Source organism: Kiloniella litopenaei, from assembly GCF_000982415.1.
GTDB lineage: Bacteria > Pseudomonadota > Alphaproteobacteria > Kiloniellales > Kiloniellaceae > Kiloniella > Kiloniella litopenaei.
This window is the reverse complement of record NZ_LANI01000037.1, coordinates 1-18380: the sequence shown is the minus strand read 5'-3', so window position 1 is coordinate 18380 and position 18380 is coordinate 1. Positions and strand designations below refer to the sequence as shown.

At 43.0% G+C, this 18380-nt stretch carries 18 protein-coding genes; 15 read left to right on the top strand and 3 right to left on the bottom strand.

Annotation, left to right across the window (positions count from 1 at the left end; all coding sequences use genetic code 11):
* The first annotated feature begins 28 nt into the window (after nt 1-28).
* From WH95_RS19575 to WH95_RS19510, 12 genes are all read left to right on the top strand, one after another.
* A complete protein-coding gene (locus tag WH95_RS19575; RefSeq protein WP_046510104.1) occupies nt 29-1066 on the top strand; it encodes a type IV secretion system protein in 1038 nt (345 codons plus the stop codon).
* Between the two features lie 3 nt (nt 1067-1069).
* Nucleotides 1070-1819 (top strand): hypothetical protein, encoded by a 750-nt coding sequence (locus WH95_RS19570; RefSeq protein ID WP_046510103.1) that lies wholly within the window; start codon nt 1070-1072, stop codon nt 1817-1819.
* A 38-nt stretch (nt 1820-1857) separates the two neighbouring features.
* Nucleotides 1858-2691 (top strand): TrbG/VirB9 family P-type conjugative transfer protein, encoded by an 834-nt coding sequence (locus tag WH95_RS19565; RefSeq protein WP_157846028.1) that lies wholly within the window; start codon nt 1858-1860, stop codon nt 2689-2691.
* Complete coding sequence (locus tag WH95_RS19560; protein WP_046510101.1) at nt 2691-3221, top strand: hypothetical protein; 531 nt, start codon at nt 2691-2693, stop codon at nt 3219-3221. Before WH95_RS19565 ends, WH95_RS19560 begins: the two co-directional genes overlap by 1 nt.
* On the top strand, nt 3218-3943 hold the full coding sequence (locus WH95_RS19555; RefSeq protein WP_046510100.1) for a TrbI/VirB10 family protein: 726 nt from the start codon (nt 3218-3220) through the stop codon (nt 3941-3943). The genes WH95_RS19560 and WH95_RS19555 overlap by 4 nt, the downstream gene beginning before the upstream one ends.
* A 5-nt stretch (nt 3944-3948) precedes the next feature.
* A complete protein-coding gene (locus tag WH95_RS19550; protein ID WP_046510099.1) occupies nt 3949-4368 on the top strand; it encodes a hypothetical protein in 420 nt (139 codons plus the stop codon).
* 193 nt (nt 4369-4561) lie between these two features.
* A complete protein-coding gene (locus tag WH95_RS20845) occupies nt 4562-5071 on the top strand; it encodes a hypothetical protein (RefSeq protein ID WP_052742175.1) in 510 nt (169 codons plus the stop codon).
* Between the two features lie 28 nt (nt 5072-5099).
* On the top strand, nt 5100-5462 hold the full coding sequence (locus WH95_RS19535; RefSeq protein ID WP_162199400.1) for a hypothetical protein: 363 nt from the start codon (nt 5100-5102) through the stop codon (nt 5460-5462).
* A 545-nt stretch (nt 5463-6007) separates the two neighbouring features.
* Complete coding sequence (gene repC, locus WH95_RS19525) at nt 6008-7318, top strand: plasmid replication protein RepC (RefSeq protein WP_046510095.1); 1311 nt, start codon at nt 6008-6010, stop codon at nt 7316-7318.
* A complete protein-coding gene (locus WH95_RS19520; RefSeq protein ID WP_046510094.1) occupies nt 7311-7748 on the top strand; it encodes a hypothetical protein in 438 nt (145 codons plus the stop codon). Before repC ends, WH95_RS19520 begins: the two co-directional genes overlap by 8 nt.
* Before the next feature lie 365 nt (nt 7749-8113).
* Entirely contained in the window at nt 8114-8422 is a 309-nt protein-coding gene (locus WH95_RS19515) for a hypothetical protein (protein WP_046510093.1), read from the top strand.
* 181 nt (nt 8423-8603) lie between these two features.
* Nucleotides 8604-8948 (top strand): single-stranded DNA-binding protein, encoded by a 345-nt coding sequence (locus tag WH95_RS19510; RefSeq protein ID WP_046510092.1) that lies wholly within the window; start codon nt 8604-8606, stop codon nt 8946-8948.
* Nucleotides 8949-9007: 59 nt separating this feature from the next.
* Here WH95_RS19510 and WH95_RS19505 read toward each other — a convergent pair whose 3' ends face one another.
* On the bottom strand, nt 9008-10702 hold the full coding sequence (locus WH95_RS19505) for a type IV secretory system conjugative DNA transfer family protein (RefSeq protein ID WP_052742174.1): 1695 nt from the start codon (nt 10700-10702) through the stop codon (nt 9008-9010).
* 1694 nt (nt 10703-12396) lie between these two features.
* On the opposite strand from WH95_RS19505, the gene WH95_RS19500 reads away from it, so the two are divergent.
* The 3 genes from WH95_RS19500 to WH95_RS19490 are packed head-to-tail and all read left to right on the top strand — an operon-like array spanning nt 12397 to nt 14416.
* Nucleotides 12397-13176 (top strand): hypothetical protein, encoded by a 780-nt coding sequence (locus WH95_RS19500; RefSeq protein WP_046510091.1) that lies wholly within the window; start codon nt 12397-12399, stop codon nt 13174-13176.
* On the top strand, nt 13176-13403 hold the full coding sequence (locus WH95_RS19495) for a DUF2274 domain-containing protein (RefSeq protein WP_046510090.1): 228 nt from the start codon (nt 13176-13178) through the stop codon (nt 13401-13403). The genes WH95_RS19500 and WH95_RS19495 overlap by 1 nt, the downstream gene beginning before the upstream one ends.
* Nucleotides 13400-14416, top strand: coding sequence for a CpaF family protein (locus tag WH95_RS19490; protein ID WP_052742173.1), 1017 nt, complete (start codon nt 13400-13402; stop codon nt 14414-14416). The genes WH95_RS19495 and WH95_RS19490 overlap by 4 nt, the downstream gene beginning before the upstream one ends.
* A 207-nt stretch (nt 14417-14623) precedes the next feature.
* Here WH95_RS19490 and WH95_RS19485 read toward each other — a convergent pair whose 3' ends face one another.
* The gene (locus WH95_RS19485) at nt 14624-15655 is read right to left on the bottom strand and encodes a methyl-accepting chemotaxis protein (protein ID WP_014342102.1); all 1032 of its coding nucleotides are present in this window, start codon (nt 15653-15655) and stop codon (nt 14624-14626) included.
* Nucleotides 15656-15767: 112 nt separating this feature from the next.
* Nucleotides 15768-18380, bottom strand: a 2613-nt coding sequence (locus WH95_RS19480; protein ID WP_046510088.1) for a Tn3-like element ISShfr9 family transposase, incomplete at its 5' end; no start/stop codon positions are given.

The window sequence follows — 18380 nt, the reverse complement described above, 5'->3', positions numbered from 1 at the left end:
TAAATCAATTTGAATAAGGATTTTGAACATGGGCAAGTCTATTTTGCGCCATGCAGGGACAGCTTTGTCTTCAGTTGGTGGAATTTTATGGCGTCATTCACTCACAATTTTGTTTGTTGTTTCTGTTTTGGGTCTAGTGACACAACACGCATATGCGGTCGTAACTGCTGATCAGTTAAACGATAAGGGATATATGGTTTCAAATTTAATAAATCTTGAAACCCAAATGAACGGTTTAATTAATGCCGCCATAACTGGCAGCACTGCTTTTGCCAAGCATGTGAATTATTTGTTTTTAGCTGGATTGGTTTATCACGTTATTATTACCACCTACGGCTACACTCGTGACGGAAGTATGGCTGATGTAGTTGAAGCAGTATTTTACGGTTTATTTGTTGGTATATTATATAAAGCCTTCGCAGAATTAGCTGATCTTGTTTGGGGTTGGTTAAATGAAGTTGGTGCCACCCTGCAAACAGATTTACTTGGCACTGATGGCATGTTCGCAGCCCCTGTCTATATCAAAGAAGTGCTTTCGAATGTAGTGTGGGGTGAAGAAGAATTCTCATTCTTTAGCACGTCAGTAGATGAAATCATGATGTCAATCTTCTTTGCTATTGGCTCTTTGGTTTTGTATGCCGCTGCCTTCTTAACCGCGGTATGGCCGATGTTAGGTTATTTGATCGCGAAGCCTTTAGGGCTGTTTCTAATACCATTCCTTTTTGTGAAGAAAACTGCGGTCTATTTTGATGGTTTCTTAACGCTGCTGGTTGGGTTTGGTCTTTACGTAATTATAAGCAAGATCATTCTTTCCATGGTTGCTTTGTTGATGGGGGGGTATATGGCAGCTCCCTATGGTTCTGTAGCCCCGAATACTACAGTACTTATAAAATCTGACGGTTCCAGTGACCTTACATTCCTCTCAATTATTATGATTATCAGCATCTTCTTTTTTGCGGCCATTCCTTGGTTTGTAACGAAAATCATGGGTGGAGGATCTTTTCAAACATCAGGAGGGCTTAGCTCTCTATCCAGAGTGGCAGGTCGTGCCTTTAAAGGGGGTTAAAATATGTCTACTGAAGATAATGTATATGTAAATCATGCCGTACAGGCTGAATTGAAAAAATCACGGAGCCAAACAGAGCTGGTACGCGCCCAGGTTAGTAACCGTTGGTTGACTGTGGTTGCTGTTCTATCCCTGCTTATTGCTGTTTTTTCAATGTATTTCGCATACGTTTCTAACGAGCGCTTTGCAAACAATGTTCGTATCGCATGGGTCAAGCTTGCGCCTGATGGAAGCCATACGATGGAATTTCTTGAGGATGGCGGGGCTTCAAATCGTTGGTTTGATGCGACTGTTACAACCTCATTGATGAATTTCACAGAAGCCAGGTTCAGCAAAAAAAGAGCGACTATCGAAGGTGATTTTGGTTTTGCTCAATACTATTACAGTCCGCAAATGCTCACTCAGTTTATGACTGATTTTAATGCGCCTCAAGTTGCTGCGGAGCTGCTGGACTGTCATGCGTGTAATGAGGTTGAGATTAAGGTTAGAGCTTTAGACCACTCTGATTACATCGCGCCAACGGATAAATCTGAAACCGTATACAGATCCACAATGTACGTAACTGAGACTATTCGTACGCCATCTGGTGGGCTGGTGAGTAGAGAAAACAAGTTAATCCATATCACATGGAAGCAATTCGATATTTCCGAGGTCACGTCAAACCCTGAAATGCTCAGAGCTAATCCCGTTGGCGTACAAATCCTGGATCATAGTGTCCGTAAGGACCTGACTAATGCCGGAGGTCAATCATAATGAATAAAACAGGTTTAGGTTTTCTATTAGGTGGCTGCATGGCCGTAAGTATGGTGGGTGCACAGGCTGCTGATACTCCTAGTGAAACTGCTGATATTCACGAGTGTAAAACGCTACTGGTTTCAGTGGGGGAGCGTCATTCTATTGTCGCACATGGTTCTGTTGGATCAAGGGTACGGTTTTCTAATCCAATTAAATCGGCGGTTACTGCGCTGCCGGAATCAGCTTGGGATGTAGAACATAAAGACAAAAATTTATGGATCAGACCGAAGTTTGACAAAGAGATCGCGAAGGAGGTCAGTCAAGTCGGTTTAACGGTGGTGCTGTCAACTGGTGACGAGTATGACTTCCTGGTCAACTCTACCGATAACACTGATATTTCCTGTTTTTTTGTCATCGACAAAAGGACTGCTTTTGCAAATCTGACCCTTGATAAAAAAGAACAGGATCTTATCAGGTTCAGGAATAGTCTAGCCGGGCGTGCTCAAGAACTTGATGAGCGGGAAGCTCAAATGAGAGCTGACTATGAACACTCCCTGAGTAATACGCAACGTCAGGTTCAGTCACAGGCGATTGACGCTATTGAGGCATTCAAGTTCAGAATACGGACGCCTTATGAATGGTCCAACTCTGATGCTTCTCCTAAATATTCTGTTGTTAACTCGGTCTATGATGACGGGCAGTGGACTTATGTTCGCGTAAGTGAAGTGGGTTTTGGTGCGCCGATTATTACATCGAGATCCGGTGAGACGGATAATGTCGTTCAATACGAATATAGCGACATTACGGGTGTCTATAAAATCAATGGTCTTCATAACAGTCTCCATCTGAAGATTGAAGATAAAGTCGTTACAATTGAAAGGAAGGGCTAATGTCTGAGGCTTCAGTTGAAAATGATACTGAGATCGTTGAGAAAAAGACCGATCACAGCAAAAAATTTATTGTTGTTGCTGGCGGGTTTAGCTTGGTTCTTCTTATTCTGGCGCTTGGTATTGGAATGCAATCGTCATCTGATAAAAGCGAGAATCAGGAAGTAGAGCAGAAGCAAAATCCGGCTCATAAACCAAAACTCACCTCATTGTCTTTTGAGGAAGGTTTTTCAAATGCCAAAAGGACAGTAGAGGCAGAGCAGCAATCCCAAACTACTGTGGTGTATCAAGAAAAAAACAATGATGTTGCTGCATGGGAACAGGAGCTTTTAGCAAAAAAACGCAAAAACGCGCTTCTTGCTCTTCAGGGTGAAATGCAGCTTGAAGAAAACAAGGATCTTGAAGAAGTCGGTAGTAATTCGGGTTATGGAGATATTGATCCTGATATCTATGTAAACCAGAGAACGGATGAAATCGACGATAACATTTCTGCGCTTCAAGAGCAGTTGAAAGCATTGGAGACAGGGAAATGAAGCTATTTAAATATCTTACGGTTCTCTCTATCGGATTTGCGCCTTGTTACGCCCAGGCACAAAGCTTGTTAAGTCCTCAAGATCCGGGTGTTGAAGATATGTCTCAAAGCCGGTTGGAAACTTCGAAAATTCCTATTGGATATATTGCTGAAGGTGTTCTCGATACAACGGCCAATAGTGATTATACGGGGCCTTGGCGTGGTCGTTTGTCTCGTCCAATTTATTCTATTGATGGCCGGGATATTCTTTTCCCGGTTGGTTCCGTGGTTGTTGGGAATGTGTACCGGGTTGAAGGCCCGAATGAAGCGATTAATAACCGTTTGGGTTTTGCTCCTTCCCACTTGGTGAAACCTGATGGCCAAGCTTTTGAAATAGGTGATCAGGAAATCCTAGATAAGACTGGTATCAACGCTATTAAAGACCAGGTTGATTATCATCTATATGAACAGTTCGCTGCGACCGGGGCTTATACGGTTATTAATGTATTGCCGGAGGTTTTGGTTGATCGTCTTAAAAAAGATGGGAATCAAAATGCTGATAATATTCAGAATTTTTCCGGTGATTTGACTGAACGCGGAGCCAGTATTCTGGAAAAATATACCGAGCTGGTGCCTACGGAAATCATACGAGCTGGTACGCCTTTTCGGGTTTTCTTCACAAAAGAACTTTTCACAAAACCCTGGAAACGGGTGCGTCCTTACAATCTGGCTTCGGGGGGGTAATTGTTATGAGAAAATCACTAATTGTACTGGTTTCATTTATCGGATTGACGGTTGCTGGTTGCGCATCTGGAAATAAGGAACTGGCCGCAGTGCCGGAACCTGCTTTCCCCGATCCGGCCGCTTTGGATGATGCAGGGCTGAATGCTCTAACTCGTTTGGATCTTCCACCACAGGCCCAGACGGTCGAAGATGCTGTTAACTGGTTACTGGAGCCAACAGATTATCAGTTGAGAAAATCCTGCCCGGGCTGTTCACCTGATGCTTACGTTATCACGGGTGATCCCATTTCACCTCTGGCTTACCCCCCTCAACTTACAACGATAAAACGCGCTTTAGTTTTGGTTGCGGGATCAGACAGTAAGTTAGTTGTGGATGAAGAAAACAAACTCATATCTTTTGACTTTGCTGAGAGGGTAGGGCGGTGATCAGGCTTATGTTGATTGGGCTATCACTCTTTGCTTTGAGCGGTTGTTCCTACTTTGGGGAATCAACAACTAAAGAGGTTTTTATCCCCATAGCTCCACGGCCAATAATCTACGATTTGGTACCCTCGCGGATTGATTACCGACCGCTAGAAAATCTCGGAGAAAATATGGCTCCTGTACCGGAGGAAGAATCATGAAAATGAAGTTATTGGTTTCTGCAATATTGTTGTCAGGTTCCTGGTTAGCGGGTGTTCAAACTGCACAGGCTATTGATGAGGATGATTGCGGTATTTGGTTGTGTCTTCCCCAAGGCTTTCCTTCGGGGTGTGAGCCGCACTATGCGGCTTATATTGCTCGGATTACGCACAAACCAAAACCTAAACCGCCGTTACCAAAGTTTTCGAGTTGTACTACTGGTGATGCAAGCGGTCAGTATTTTAAGGAAGGTTATGTTCCTTACGTTCCTTGTAAAGCCGGTTATACATTTACGCCGGGTGATCGTGATGACCCGGCTAAATGCTCAAAGCAGGTGAGGGATAGTAAGGGGGACCATAAAACCGAAAGCTACACTGCCATTCGAAGAGCTCATCCTTATTACGTTCAGGTATGGATCGATGGGAAACCAACGACACATTATGGTGTCGGCCCGAAGAGTTCAAAAGATTGGCATATTGAAGGAAATACCTTCTGGTATCGTCGATAACAGTTAACTTGAATTTTGAGGGGAAAAAATGATGAGTAAGCTCGCTGCAAATACTGTCGTTTTTGTTATGGTATATATTTTGTGCATGATCCCAACTTATCTGTTGCCATATATGGGATCTAATTCAGCAATCGTTACTATTGGAACCGTGGGCTTTAATCCCGCTTTTTGGTTCCATTTGTTGTGTTTTGTTGCGTTGGCCGTAATCGTTTGGCAGCGTGGACAGGTCATAGATGCTAACTGGTTATTGATCTTTCCAGTCCTAGCGTTGGTTTTTGATTTCACACCGGGCTTAAATGTTATTCCATTGGTGCCGACGGTTATGCACTTACTTGCGATAATAATTGGTGTCATTAAGGCTCAAAAACCCGAAAACAGTCCGGTTTTATAAATGTATTTAATTGGCAGAAGGCTGGTTCATTTTTGGGCCAGTCTTCATTTTATGACGATTCTCTGCCCGGGTTAATAAATATGTGTAAATTTGTGATGCTTTTAATCACAAGATATGGTTCGACCGAAGAATCAGGCCAATTTTCTATGCTTTTATTATCATTGAAAAAAATACGTTACTTAATGCAATTTATTAAGAGTTTTTGTCAATTTGAAGTTAGTAAAACCCTATATCTTGTGGTAGTCAAATACATTAACTTTTCGACTAATAGGAGTCGGATTCTTTCAACTGTCCACGTTTTGTTCGTGGTGGTGTTCTTCGCAGAACTAATAATGATAGGGAGGCAGCATTTGAAAAATGAGATCTAAAAAAGCAAAAACCTCGTAGCTGGTAACTACGAGGTGGCTGCGGAGATAGAATGGAATCTCACCTAAAACAATTGAAACCCATTTTATCTCCATGAAATTAGATGTCAAGTTTTATGCGATTTTTCGCCACGAATTTTTGCACCCTAATTTCAGGATCTTGTTCGCTGAATATATAGAATGGAAGTAACCAGCAATGTTGGTAGCCGGGCTTATTCGCCTAAAGCTATGGAACTTGCCAAACTTTGTGCAAGCTTTCAGGGACTTCCTGAAGGAGTTTCCAGGTTCGAAATACTAAGTCTTCTCGAATTTATCGGCCATGACTTTGGCTTTAAACAAACGCATATTCGTTATTTGGCGCGTGCGATTAAATTTTCTTCAGAGAAAGACTGGGTGCCGGAATCATTCCATCCCCCTGTGGTATGGCAGTCTGTTATGTCAATCGCGATAGAAATGAACAGGGATGAGCGAACAGTACGCCGGATCGAGAGAGAGCTGCATAACCTTGGCGCTATTCTTTGGAAGGATAGCGGAAACCACAAGCGATATGGTGCTCGTGATGAGCGAGGTTACATTCAATACGCCTATGGGGTGGATCTGTCGCCGCTTGCTCCGCTTTATTTAGAGCTTAAAGCCCATGCCGATAAAATTCGAGCTGAGAGGGAGCTTTGGAATAAAGAAAAGAGAGAGCTGGCCGCTTTAAAGAGAGCGGTGAGATCCAAGTTTTACTTTGCTGAGTTATCAACTGATGAACTTGATGAATTATCGCCGCCTGTTGCCAGTACGTCGTTGACAGAGATCAGGGAGCAGTTTGAGAAAATCAAGCTTCTTGAGTTGGCCGTTGACCAGTTTATTGAAGAGAATATAGAAACATTAGATTGTGAACAAAATGTGGGAATGTCCGGCCAGCAGGACAAAAATGTCCGGCACAAATACACTACAACTAACACTTACTCTTCTTTAGAAGATACATGTAATCTTGAGGATAATTCTAAAATGAGTGGCGAAACGCCACAAGATGCTGGTAATCAATTCGCTACCGCTCATACCAGCAATGGCTTACCAAAGAAGCCTGTGGTGAAATTTACGACGTGCAAGTCTAAAAATTCCTCAGAAGTTGAAAAGTTTTCGACTGGTATTGAGCATTTGAAGCTGATGCAGCTTGTCAATGCAGCCAGTGATGAATTTAAAGATCATATACCATTGCATGACCGACCGCTAGAACCGTCTGATATTGTTGATGCAGCCGGGGCCATGTGTCATGAACTTGGTATCAATCGTCATGCTTGGGTTGAGGCGATAACTGTTATGGGGCGTTTGTCTGCTGCGGCGTGTGTGCTTATCGCTGATAAAAATCAATATCACCCAGATAATCCGGTTCGTAATCCGGGTGGCTTCCTCCGTGGAATGGTTGATAAGGCTCGTAAAGGTGAGCTGAAGATACACAGATCCATCTTTGGTATCCTGGAACGTAGGGATTTTGATGCTTAGTTTTCTCAAGAATGTTTTTGGTGCTCCATGTTCGAATGATGATGTTCCTATTCACGTTCCTGAGATCGATGGCGTAAAGGAAGAGATTGCCCAGGGCCGCCCTGAATATGAGGGGCTAATGCAAAAATATCAGTTTTTTTCTAAAGGTGAATTTATTGGTTCTCTTGAAACTGAACTTTGGTCGGAGAATAAACTTCTGCTGGTGCATAGGATTGATTCAAAAATTCCTTATCAGAAGCAGGGTACGGCTATGGTTAATTGGTTGGTGGATAATACAGAAGAATACATTCAGCCAGTTCATGTAATTGGCGGTGGTCTGGGGTTCTGGTTGCAGATGAGAAAGCTTTGGCCGTATAGAATAATTGGCCGAGATCTTCGTTGTAGTGATTACCTGAGTTTGCTTGAGCAGAGAAAAGCGAACTTTCAGTAACCGACTTTGGAAAAGTTGACCTGGTTTGGGGTGATTGGTCGTATATCGGCCCTAAAATCGAGCGATCGTTGCCGGCAATTTAAACCTGGTACACCTTCAGCTGAGAAAACAAGGTCAAGAATCATGTCTTATATTTGTGGATCCCGCTCGATGGCCAAGTGATTTAGATCCCCGACCGCCCAAAAAATAGGGCCGTTACGGTACAAACGCCGGAAGATAATTTTGAAATATTGTAGATTGAATTTATATATTAATATATAATCGTTATTGTCTTTTTAGACATAGTACTGGTGAAGGTGTTCTTTGACACCTTCATTGGTGCAAAGGATATCTTCGTAAATGTAACCTAACACAGGAAAACACTTATGGAGGAATATCCGTTTTGGGAAATTTATACAAAGCGTCTAATCGATGCTGGATTAGAAAAAGAGGCTGCTAGAGAGGTTGTCGATTTGATCGTACAAACTGCTATAGACCAAAAAGGGCTTGATGCTGCATTGGAGCGTCATAGTCAAGATTTGTCTAAAGAACTCTCAGCGGCAACCCAGATACTTGATAGTCAAATTGATGCTCGTATAAATGCTGCGAGTAACAAAATGATTCTTTGGGTTATTGGTTCTCTTGTATCTGTGTCGATAGTTATGCTTTCAGCAGCAAAACTGTTGTTTGGATAAACAGATCCCTTCTTAGGGACCTTCCCAAAAGGAGCTATTCGAAAGAATATGCTCCTTTTTTTATTGTCAGGACTCTCGCCTTTTAGTAGAATTTCTTCATGTGCAAAAACGGTACTCTTATTGAGTGCCGTTGGCGCTCATAAGGGTACGATATCTTACTTTTATAGAAGGAAATCTACCCATGAATAAATTTATCTTATGTGGTCGTGTTGGCAAAGTGATCATCGCCGAAGGTGAGAAAGCGAAAGCTACTTTTACTCTTTGTGTGGACAACGGATATACGGATCGTAATACAAATGAATGGGTTGACCGGGATCACTGGTTTTTCGTTCAAACTTACAATCCTAAACAAGTTGAGATCGTTCAAAAACACATCCAAAAAGGTGATTTATTAAATGTTGAGGGTGAGTTGGAGCCTTGGAGTTCTGGATCTGGTTCTGATAAAAAATCAGGAATGAATTTAGCTCTCTCAAACTTTAAACGCCTTCACAGGCCAAAGTCTGATGCCGCTTCAGATGCAGCCTAGCCGGAGAGCGCTTTTTAGCGAGAACGGTAATCAGGGATAGCTTTTGCTATCCCTTTTTTTTACTCAGCAGCCTGGGTGTTATCTTTGGAAGGTTGTTCTTCGAGTGGCACTGCATCGACACTAATAATCTCTGCTAAATGATCAGGCCGATAGAATGCAGCGACTTTCTTTGGCAATACCCTAATAGTATTATCATGGATAAGTGCTTCTTCGGTTTCGCCTATCATTCGGTTGTTTTGCCATTCTTCACCGCCAGATCGATTGACTTCTGTCCGCTCAAACTTCACAGATTTCTTTTGAACTGTGCCGGATGATTCCGAAGCGAACTCTGCTGTGTCTTTATCATCGACTTTAAAGATCATTTTAACCTGGCAATTAGTTTGGATGGCCGCCAGCAATGCTCGACCATCGAGTGACTTGTCGTCAGGATTAAGCAGATCCCCAAAATTCTGGAAAGCAACGGTTAGATCTACGTCAGCTCCGGCAATTGTTGCCAGTGCGTCAAATACTGGTTTTGATACCAGGAAGCGTAATTCGTCGATATAAGCTGACAAATGATTTTCACGCTCGTTCTTCAGCCGTTTCGCTTCCTGGATTAATTCAATTACAAAAGCTGTAGTCGCTGATTTGACGATATGGTCATCCAGATCGCCCTGGACGTAAACAACTGCGTTTTCCAAAAGAGACCGTTCTATAGAAAAGCCTTTGCGATTAGGATTAAGGGTTTTTCTTTCCATCCACTCCTGAAGATCAGCTCGAACAGTCGAGCAAGCTTTCTCGTTGTCTTCGTTTTTCGTATTTGATTTTATAGCCTTGTAGATACTCTCAAGAGAGAGGTTTTCACCTTCTTTGAAAACGCTAAATGCTACTTCACGGGCCAAGGACTTATAGTGATCAGCGTTTGTCCCGGTCGCTAACATATTCATGATGGCATAGAAGCGTGTTCTTCTGTCCTGGGCAGAGCCACCAGCAAACGGTGACCATTTTCCATTCCCTTGTTCGCGTAGATCCAGATGAATGAATCTTCGGCCAGCTTTTCGTGCTTCTTGTTCAACAATTTTGGGTAGAAATTTATCCTCTTTAGGGTTGATCATAAATACAGAATGGCCGAGCTTGATTGATTGTTGTGACCATACTTGATAGGTCAAGCCTTTACCGTAACGTGTCGCACCGATGACAGATTTGTGGGTTTCAATCCACACATCTATGGGTATGTATTGTGGTTCTTTATTCATGTTCAAGCCAGTAAAGATGAAACCTTCCTTTTCATAATTTTCTGGCACATGGCTGATGGCTTTATTTTTAGTTATTTCCACTTCTATGTCAGATAGTTCGTCGGTTTCCTGATTTACGCGAAAGCTTTTAAGTAGCTCAGACAGTTTCGGTTTAAGATACCTTTGGAACATAAATTTTGAATATGCGCCGACGATTATACAGGCAATTAGATAGAGCCACCATTTTGCTATCATGCTCAATAGTGGATCAAAAAAATCAGAACTAAAGAGCTTCAAGCCAACTAAAATAAAGCCAACAAATAAAATTATCATAGATGCTTTTGCGACAAGGAGGCTTTTCCTTGTCCAAAGTATGATGATGTCAAGGGATGACATTTCGCCGTTATCCCTTAACGGACTTAATCCGGTAAGAACAAGAGAGAAAGAAATAAACCCAAAAATAAGAAACCACCAAGGATCAACCGTATCCATTAAAGATAAGATCCAGCCTTCTAATTGAACTGCTAATTTTTCAGTCATATTTCATCCAATTTATTCTTAACCGTGGTGGAGAGAGAGGCTTGCGCCTCTCTCTCCGGTACGGGTGAAACTCTGTTTACACAGAGCTGTTAAACAATGAAAAGCCACCCACACTCCCTCTCTCAAGGTTGAGTTTTGAGGGGGTGAATACACAGAAAGACCAAGTGCCTTTTGATCTTTCTGTGTAGTGGCTTTCCTTATCATCCTTTCGGGTAAGAAAATTTCACAGGCTCTATTAGAGAGCGCGCACATAGTCAAAAACACTTTATTATGGTCCTCTTACATATTTACTTTTCATTGCAGAAATCCTTTCGATCCTTCTGGTTTAACAGTTAATTTTCCCAACTCATTTGAGAAAACAATTCTTAAAATTATTCAGGTGCCAACCCAAATAATAGTTGCTCATGTCATAAGGTCGCCAAACCTTATATCCACTTTCGCATTCGCATAAAGCTTTCGAGACATTGAAATAACGTCGGTGCCAACCGATTATGTTATTTCTCTTTAAGGGCTTCGATCAAACCGCCGATTAAATTTTAACTCTACTCACTTCGCTCCCACGCATAGACTGTAACGGTGCCAACCGTTAGTACGTCCTTAGCGCTTCCCACGTTATTCAAACAGATCTTAACAACCAGAACGCCGCCGTCTGATCATAATGGCTAGTGTTATACACTTTCAGCTCGCGCTGATTTCAGGGGTCCGATGTTCCATAGCAACTCCCTTACTCACCAATATGACTTCCAACTTTGATCAAATGTAACTGAAGTACATTCAACGGCTCATGGTTTCCTCATAGCTACCTCTACGGCAGCATTTACAGGCTTGAGCTATTCGCCGATCTATCCAGGTTGCCCCGAATAGTACCGTTGGTGCTAGATTTCTCCTTACCAACTCATTGGGGTTTCCCCCAATGCTGACGCCCACCTGTGAGGCATAGGTTATACCCTTTCGAGCATCCCCTAGTGCGGCTTCCCCGCATTTCCTGTTTGACAGGGTTTACTATGTCGCCATAGCTCCCGTGTCCGTGTCGCCCAACTTCTTCACTCTTTCAAATAACAAGATTGGGTCGAATGGGGGATTGCACCCCCAAGCGCCCGTTGCAACCGGACGAGCCCTATTAGAGGCATCCGGCTACAGCAAATGCTAAGAAAACGGCTGGCAGGCCAGCTTTCCTACCCGCTGGCTAAGTCGGGCGCGTCACATACGTGACAGTGGATAATGACTTTGTGGCTTGTGTTGGTCCTGAGTTTCCTTTCCGTTTAAGGCACCAACGTTAATTAAGTTTCTTCATTGAATTTGTCTCCGATTGGCAGTCGGAAACGGCTATAAGCGATTTCCTTCTTTCTCTCGTATACAAATTTAAATCGGACAACCTATCGGTTGGCTTCTTTCCCGGTGGACGAATTCAGGCACGAACCGTCGCTATCTAAACCAGATACAGAAATACTTTCTGCCTGGTCAAGATAGCGACTTTTTCGCTCCGCGAAAAGCCTAAATTCGTGCTCCGCTAGGAACATCTATGTATGAAGTTGCGATTTTTGAAAAAAATCGCGCATTTTACAAAATAATGAAGTTGCGGTTAGTTATAGTTTAACATATTCTACTGGTCTAATAGCCAAAAAAAATAGGCCAAATATGCGCCGATTTTTTTAAATCTTTCATAATGTAAACATTATCAAAAATTTAAAAGTATGACTGAGAGCCCTGATCAATCATTTGATATCTATGTCCATAAAAATGGATTAATGCATAATATGCTAGTTCAAATATCTAAAGGTTACGTTTATTATTTTTCAGGAACAATTAGCCCTCAAAAATTGCATAGTTTAAGAAGTAAACTTTCCGAAACATATCATTTCGACTTGTCTAAATTTCAAAAAGCTAGACGAAAAAAATCTGGAAAATTTAATGCAACATTTTTTGCTTATCCAAAACATGGCTCAACAGATTTTGAGTGGTATGTTTTATTAACAGAAGATGTTTCACTAATTGGATATAATGAGAAAGTATTTGATACTAGAAATAAGAAGCAAAGAATAATTGTTTCAGAGAGATTTGAAGCAATTCTCTTACCTCAATCTGGATCAAAGCCAGCTTGGACATGGAGAATAGTTCCTTCGTATTTTTTAGAGCTGAAACAACAAATATCAGATAATATTCGTGTTAATAAAAGTTTAGATGATTTTTATTTCATTTTAAAAAACATTCACAAGTTCCCAGGTTTTAGAGGAATTAGATCGCAAATTTATCAACTACGTAAACATTCTGTTGGTGAATTAAATCGTATTAAAAAATCTGTTGATGTAGATAAAATAATGAACAGATATATTCGTTATGCAAGATTTCAAAAATATCCTACTATCAATTCCAAATTTGTTATTGATAGAATTGCAGAAGGCAAATCACCTTTTAAAGATGACTGGAAATATCCAGAAGCACAAACGAGATTAGTATCATTGGAGAAAAAATAATGTCAGTTTCTTTGAAAAAAATTGAGAAAGACACCAAAACAGTTATCAAAAAATTGGAAATTAAGACATCAGTTTTTAATGATATTGAATTATATGTTCAGGGTTATAATGAACAATATAACGATAACATTTCTATTGAAGAACTTATTCCAGAACTTCTTGAGGACTATTTAGCTAAGGACCGTAATTTTCAATCCTTTAAGAAAAATCAAGGTGGATCAGTATGAGTTCAACGCAAGAATTAATTAGGCATTATTCTGGTCCCATCGTTGAGCTTCTTTCTGATCAAACCGTAACCGAGATTTGTGTAAATAAGTACGATGATATTTGGATTGAACGATCCGGAAAGTTACAAAAAACTGGATCAAATTTTGATAGCGAGGCTGCGCTACAAAGCTTTGTTACACAGATAGCTAATTCATTAAATCAATCCTATGATAACGAGGAGCATCCTATTCTTGATGCTCGTTTAGATGATGGAACCCGAATTAATGTGATATCCCCTTCCATTGGTGTTGGAAGAACCGCGGTTTCAATTAGACCTTATCGAGAAGCGGCTAAAACATTCGACGATTTGTTAAATTATGGTTCAATTGAACCTAAAATGATTCCCCTCTTTTCTCATGCCATTAATAGAAAATTCAATATCATAATCTCAGGAGGAACTGGCTCAGGAAAAACAACGCTACTTCGAGCGTTGTGTTCATTAGTAAATGAGAATGAAAGAGTTATTACGGTTGAAGATACATGTGAACATTTGATGCCAGAGCATCCTCATGTTGTCGCAATGGAAGCACCTAAACGTAGGTTAAAAGCTGGTCGGCTTTTGATAACTATGGTGGATTTGATTAAAAATTCTCTCAGGCAAAGGCCAGATCGTATTGTTGTTGGGGAAATCAGGACTGGTGAAGCAGCCGGGGCTTTTATTGAAGCTATTAATACGGGTCATCAGGGGGCACTTACTTCAATCCACGCGAATAATGTAGAGGATATGCTTTCCCGCCTTACGTTTCTTTTTGCGACCAGTGTTCCAAATTTCTCTCCTGAACTTATTGAGAGGCACATCAAAAATAATATTGATCTTGGTATCCAGGTTAATCGTGGGTCAGATGGTTCGCGACGGGTAACAGAAATATCCTGGATAAAGCCGGATCGTTCAAAATCAGATCTTTTTGTCTACAGCGGTGATGGGTGGACTGTAGATCAAAAAAATCTGGATGAACTTTATTACTCAGCTTAAACAGGAGATTGTCATGCCGGGGGAACCGCAGAATTCGGAAAAAATCGTACGCTAAGCTAACGGTGTTCTCGTGACAGCTCTTTGACTAGGCTTTCTAAGGCCATTCTGATAGCCCTGACTTCCTGAAAAGCCATGGCTAAAATTTGTGCGGCTAAAAGGGATAACCGATGGTAAAGTAAGTTATCCCTGTCGAGATACTGAAAAGCGTTATCCTCGTTTTTCCCAAAACTGTTTTGCCAGTTCGCTCAGAGCGCTAGTTAACTGAGCGACAGATTTCGCACTTTGCAAATTATTCTGCCCGGTCTGTACATTGGTATCAGCAGCATCGCGTATATTGATAATACTGCGGTTTATGTCTTCACTTACTGCTCCCTGCTGCTCGACCGCAGTCGCTATTTGCGCGTTCATGTCGGTAATTTCGTTAACGCGTTGGCCAATTCCATCAAGAGCTGTAGCTGCTTCCTCTGCGTGAGCTACACTCGTGTGCGCTTGCCGACTACTTTGCTCCATGACTGTAACAGCGGATTGCGCTCGCTCTTGTAGAGCGCTGATCATGCTTTGAATATCCGTTGTCGATTGCTGTGTGCGAGCAGCAAGACTGCGAACCTCATCGGCGACAACAGCAAAACCACGCCCCTGCTCACCAGCACGCGCGGCCTCAATTGCTGCGTTGAGTGCCAACAAATTCGTTTGCTCGGCGATCCCTCGTATAACGTCAAGAACTTTTGATATCTCGTTACTTTGACCTTCAAGCTCATGAATAACCTGAGTGGCTTGCCTAATTTCACCTTCAAGGGCAGTGATTGACTGGCTTGTGTGGGCTACCAGACGCTGGCCAGATGCCGTCTCAGTGTCTGCTCTTCCGGCCGCATCTGCAGCATGCTGTGCATTGCTCGCAACCTCTTGAATGCTTGCCACCATTTGGTTTACTGCCGTTGCTATTTGATCTGTCTCTGCCTGCTGCTCAACTGTAAGTACATTGCTTGACTCAATATCCTTTAGTAGGCCTCGGGTGTGTTCGCTAAGCCGATTTGATGCATCACCTATGCGACCTACTATGGCGCCTGTTTCAGCTTGCATCATTCGTAAAGCAAACTCTATTTGGCCAAACTCATCGGTGCGCCCAGTGTAGAGGGATTGACTTAATGGGTTATTGGAAATATTCCTGGCTCTTTCAACCAGTCTTCCAAGAGGAGAGAGAATAGCCAAAACACTAACAGAGCTTAAGCTTCCTGACATTAAAGTGGCTAACAATAAGGGGTTCTAGGGATTTTCCCCTCTAAAAAGACATAATCCTCTGTAGACCACACCAATAAATGGCTGCGGAGGTGGTTTACTTTCAGCTTGGAGCCTAATCATCCACTATCGGCCTTGTTATTTCGCCAATATTGGGCAATTTCCCAGTATTAGTGAAGTTATACGTTCCGCTTAAGTTGATATTTTGCCACGCAACGGGCGAAACAGCACGAGTGATACCCGCTTTCTCTTCATCTCCTCTCGCTTCAAAGTGTCCCAGCAGATGACTCAGTATCGCGGAGTTGAAGTAGATGATCGCGTTGGCAAGCAATCTTGCACATTCATTCCAGATAGCGATTTCACTCTCGTTTTTGCCTCGGAACTGATCGCCATTCACCGACGCAATAGCCCGTCTCAGGAAGTGCCACGCTTCTCCCCGGTTAAGGGCACGCTGAACGTACTGCCGCAAACTGGCATTGTCTATGTAATCCAGTAAATATTGCGCTTTGACCAGTCGATTATACTCCGTCAGCGCCTGTAATGTCGGGTGCCCCGAAGGATAACCAGACAACTTTCTTACCAGCATTGCCTGTGTCGTTCGCTTTGTCTGAAGTGACAGAACAATGCGCCTAATATCCTGCCATCCCGTTTCGATGACATTCGTCCTGATGGGCTTTTTCAGGGCAAGGTTGGTGCCGCCGTGTTCATTTTCAGTTACGTCAAACAGATCATTGATGACACTACTGAACTGCGCGTATCGCGGTGCAAAACTGTAACCGCATAGATCCAGTAAGGCGAAGTTAACATGATTGACACCGTGTGTATCTGTCGAGAGTACGTCAGGTTTGATTTCACTGCTGTTGGATTGTAACAGGTCATAAATATAGTGTGATTCGTGCTCGTTGGAACCGATGATCCGAGCATTGAGGGCGCTGTGGTTGGCCACCAGTGTCATGGCCGTGATCCCTTTGTTGGTGCCGAAATACTTAGAGGAGTACCGGGTTTTAAAGGTTTCCAGATGGGTTTCGAATTTCTGACCATCCGCACTGGCATGCAGCTGGTCCTCCTGAATATGGTAGTGGCGGAAGATGGGTAGCGCTGCAACCGCATTATTGATCACGTCGCTGGCGTCATGCAGCGTTTCAGGCCGGATATAGTTGGCCTGCACCGTACTCAGGTGTTCATAGCTTCGATCGGAGATCTGCGCCATGCCATACACACCACGGTGAGTGGCGTTGGCAATCAGAATGGCCAGTAAATCATCCTGATGAGTGAACCCTTGTTTTTGTATCGGAAGTACATGAGTCAGACATTTCATGAACCCGGTTTCGCGCTCTACATACCGCAGTACATCCGCGATACCGACCGGTTGCATTCGCTTAAAAAAGGGATTGTTGACCAGAGATGTAGCGCTTTTGGTCGGCAGACGCCAGCGGGTACCGGTACGATTTTTCATGATCACATTTCGATTGTCTCCCTCATCAATATGGAGAGCAACGTCTTTGAGTGCACTTTCCAGCCGGTGTTGTTTCTCCTGTAACAATAACTCTGCGGGCTGTTTTAGTCTGTCCAGTGTTGATGAGGCCAGCAAGGTATCCTGCGATGTCTGGGGGATCAGGTCGTCTTCCAGTGCGCGGTATTTGGTAACATTTGGCAAATAAATGCGTCCATTCAGTCGTGAGGTTAACTGCCGGTAGAGCAGCCATTCGTAACGTTGCGGGTTAACGTTATCCTGTTTAACCAACCATGGGAGGTGCTTTTTCGGGATGAGCGACGTATCCATCGTCTTCAGTGGTCCACCGAATGCGATTTCCGTCTGCATCTGTTGAAGTTGGGCGACGACGGCTTCTGAGCCTTTACCGGCCTCACATTCAAGGCACAAGAACACCTGCCTTAACAGTTGCTCCAGGAGATTGCATTGTTCATCGTAATGTTGCCACTGGTACTCTTCCACGGTCCGTTTCTGTTTTTTCAGGTAAAGGCAGAGGGTCTGGATATCCCTGTCATTCATGACCTTCAATGCCTGTTGTCTGACTACTGAGAAGGGTTGATTATCATCAATGTTCTCATCCACAAACAGATGCAGTAACTCTGCCGCTTTCGTGACATTGTCCGCGGCTGACTGCCAGGACAGGAACACTGCTTGTTGTGCAAAGGTGTTGGCAGCTTCTTGTTGCTTGCGGATATGGTAAATGAACCCATCAGTTAACCGTTCCAGTGCCAGTTGTATCCGCTCTGTCAGGTGACATAGCAACCATAGATGCTGCTGTGCGCGTTTGAATCGTTTGAGTTTACTACCGTAATAGTTGATGAGCTCACCGAAGTGTTGTCGATTTTTAAGAGACAGATTAAGCCCATCGATAACGCCATTGATTTGCGTGCGCCATGGCGCTAACTGATGATAAAGGGCAAGCTCTTTTTTAAGTTCAGGTACGGTCAGACTTTTTGCACCGCCTCTGAGCTGGTTCAGGCTTAGTCCGTCATCAATGGCTGTTATGCTGTCCAGAAAGACGTGAAGTTCAGGACTGGTGAGTTGATTAAGTTGGTGCGCCAGGTCTTTTCTGACCTGCTGCATCGCTCTGCTTATCAGTCTCTGGAGTACGGTGTACCTAGGGATAGCAATGCTGTGACTGGTTAGGAATTCAATAGCAGTATCAAAGAGGTAACGCGGCTCCAGCCAGGCATTGCCCACCTGAACAAGGTGGTCGAAAAGAGAATTGAAGTGCTG

Excerpts from the sequence above, each read along its gene's own strand:
- WH95_RS19485 (WP_014342102.1), bottom strand. The coding sequence starts at position 15,655 with ATGTCAGGAAGCTTAAGCTCTGTTAGTGTTTTGGCTATTCTCTCTCCT.
- WH95_RS19550 (WP_046510099.1), top strand. The coding sequence starts at position 3,949 with ATGAGAAAATCACTAATTGTACTGGTTTCATTTATCGGATTGACGGTT.
- WH95_RS19490 (WP_052742173.1), top strand. The coding sequence starts at position 13,400 with ATGAGTTCAACGCAAGAATTAATTAGGCATTATTCTGGTCCCATCGTT.
- WH95_RS20845 (WP_052742175.1), top strand. The coding sequence starts at position 4,562 with ATGAAAATGAAGTTATTGGTTTCTGCAATATTGTTGTCAGGTTCCTGG.
- WH95_RS19510 (WP_046510092.1), top strand. The coding sequence starts at position 8,604 with ATGAATAAATTTATCTTATGTGGTCGTGTTGGCAAAGTGATCATCGCC.
- WH95_RS19500 (WP_046510091.1), top strand. The coding sequence starts at position 12,397 with ATGACTGAGAGCCCTGATCAATCATTTGATATCTATGTCCATAAAAAT.
- WH95_RS19505 (WP_052742174.1), bottom strand. The coding sequence starts at position 10,702 with ATGACTGAAAAATTAGCAGTTCAATTAGAAGGCTGGATCTTATCTTTA.
- WH95_RS19535 (WP_162199400.1), top strand. The coding sequence starts at position 5,100 with ATGATGAGTAAGCTCGCTGCAAATACTGTCGTTTTTGTTATGGTATAT.
- WH95_RS19570 (WP_046510103.1), top strand. The coding sequence starts at position 1,070 with ATGTCTACTGAAGATAATGTATATGTAAATCATGCCGTACAGGCTGAA.
- WH95_RS19520 (WP_046510094.1), top strand. The coding sequence starts at position 7,311 with ATGCTTAGTTTTCTCAAGAATGTTTTTGGTGCTCCATGTTCGAATGAT.
- WH95_RS19555 (WP_046510100.1), top strand. The coding sequence starts at position 3,218 with ATGAAGCTATTTAAATATCTTACGGTTCTCTCTATCGGATTTGCGCCT.
- WH95_RS19495 (WP_046510090.1), top strand. The coding sequence starts at position 13,176 with ATGTCAGTTTCTTTGAAAAAAATTGAGAAAGACACCAAAACAGTTATC.
- WH95_RS19565 (WP_157846028.1), top strand. The coding sequence starts at position 1,858 with ATGGCCGTAAGTATGGTGGGTGCACAGGCTGCTGATACTCCTAGTGAA.
- WH95_RS19575 (WP_046510104.1), top strand. The coding sequence starts at position 29 with ATGGGCAAGTCTATTTTGCGCCATGCAGGGACAGCTTTGTCTTCAGTT.
- WH95_RS19560 (WP_046510101.1), top strand. The coding sequence starts at position 2,691 with ATGTCTGAGGCTTCAGTTGAAAATGATACTGAGATCGTTGAGAAAAAG.
- WH95_RS19515 (WP_046510093.1), top strand. The coding sequence starts at position 8,114 with ATGGAGGAATATCCGTTTTGGGAAATTTATACAAAGCGTCTAATCGAT.
- repC (WP_046510095.1), top strand. The coding sequence starts at position 6,008 with ATGGAAGTAACCAGCAATGTTGGTAGCCGGGCTTATTCGCCTAAAGCT.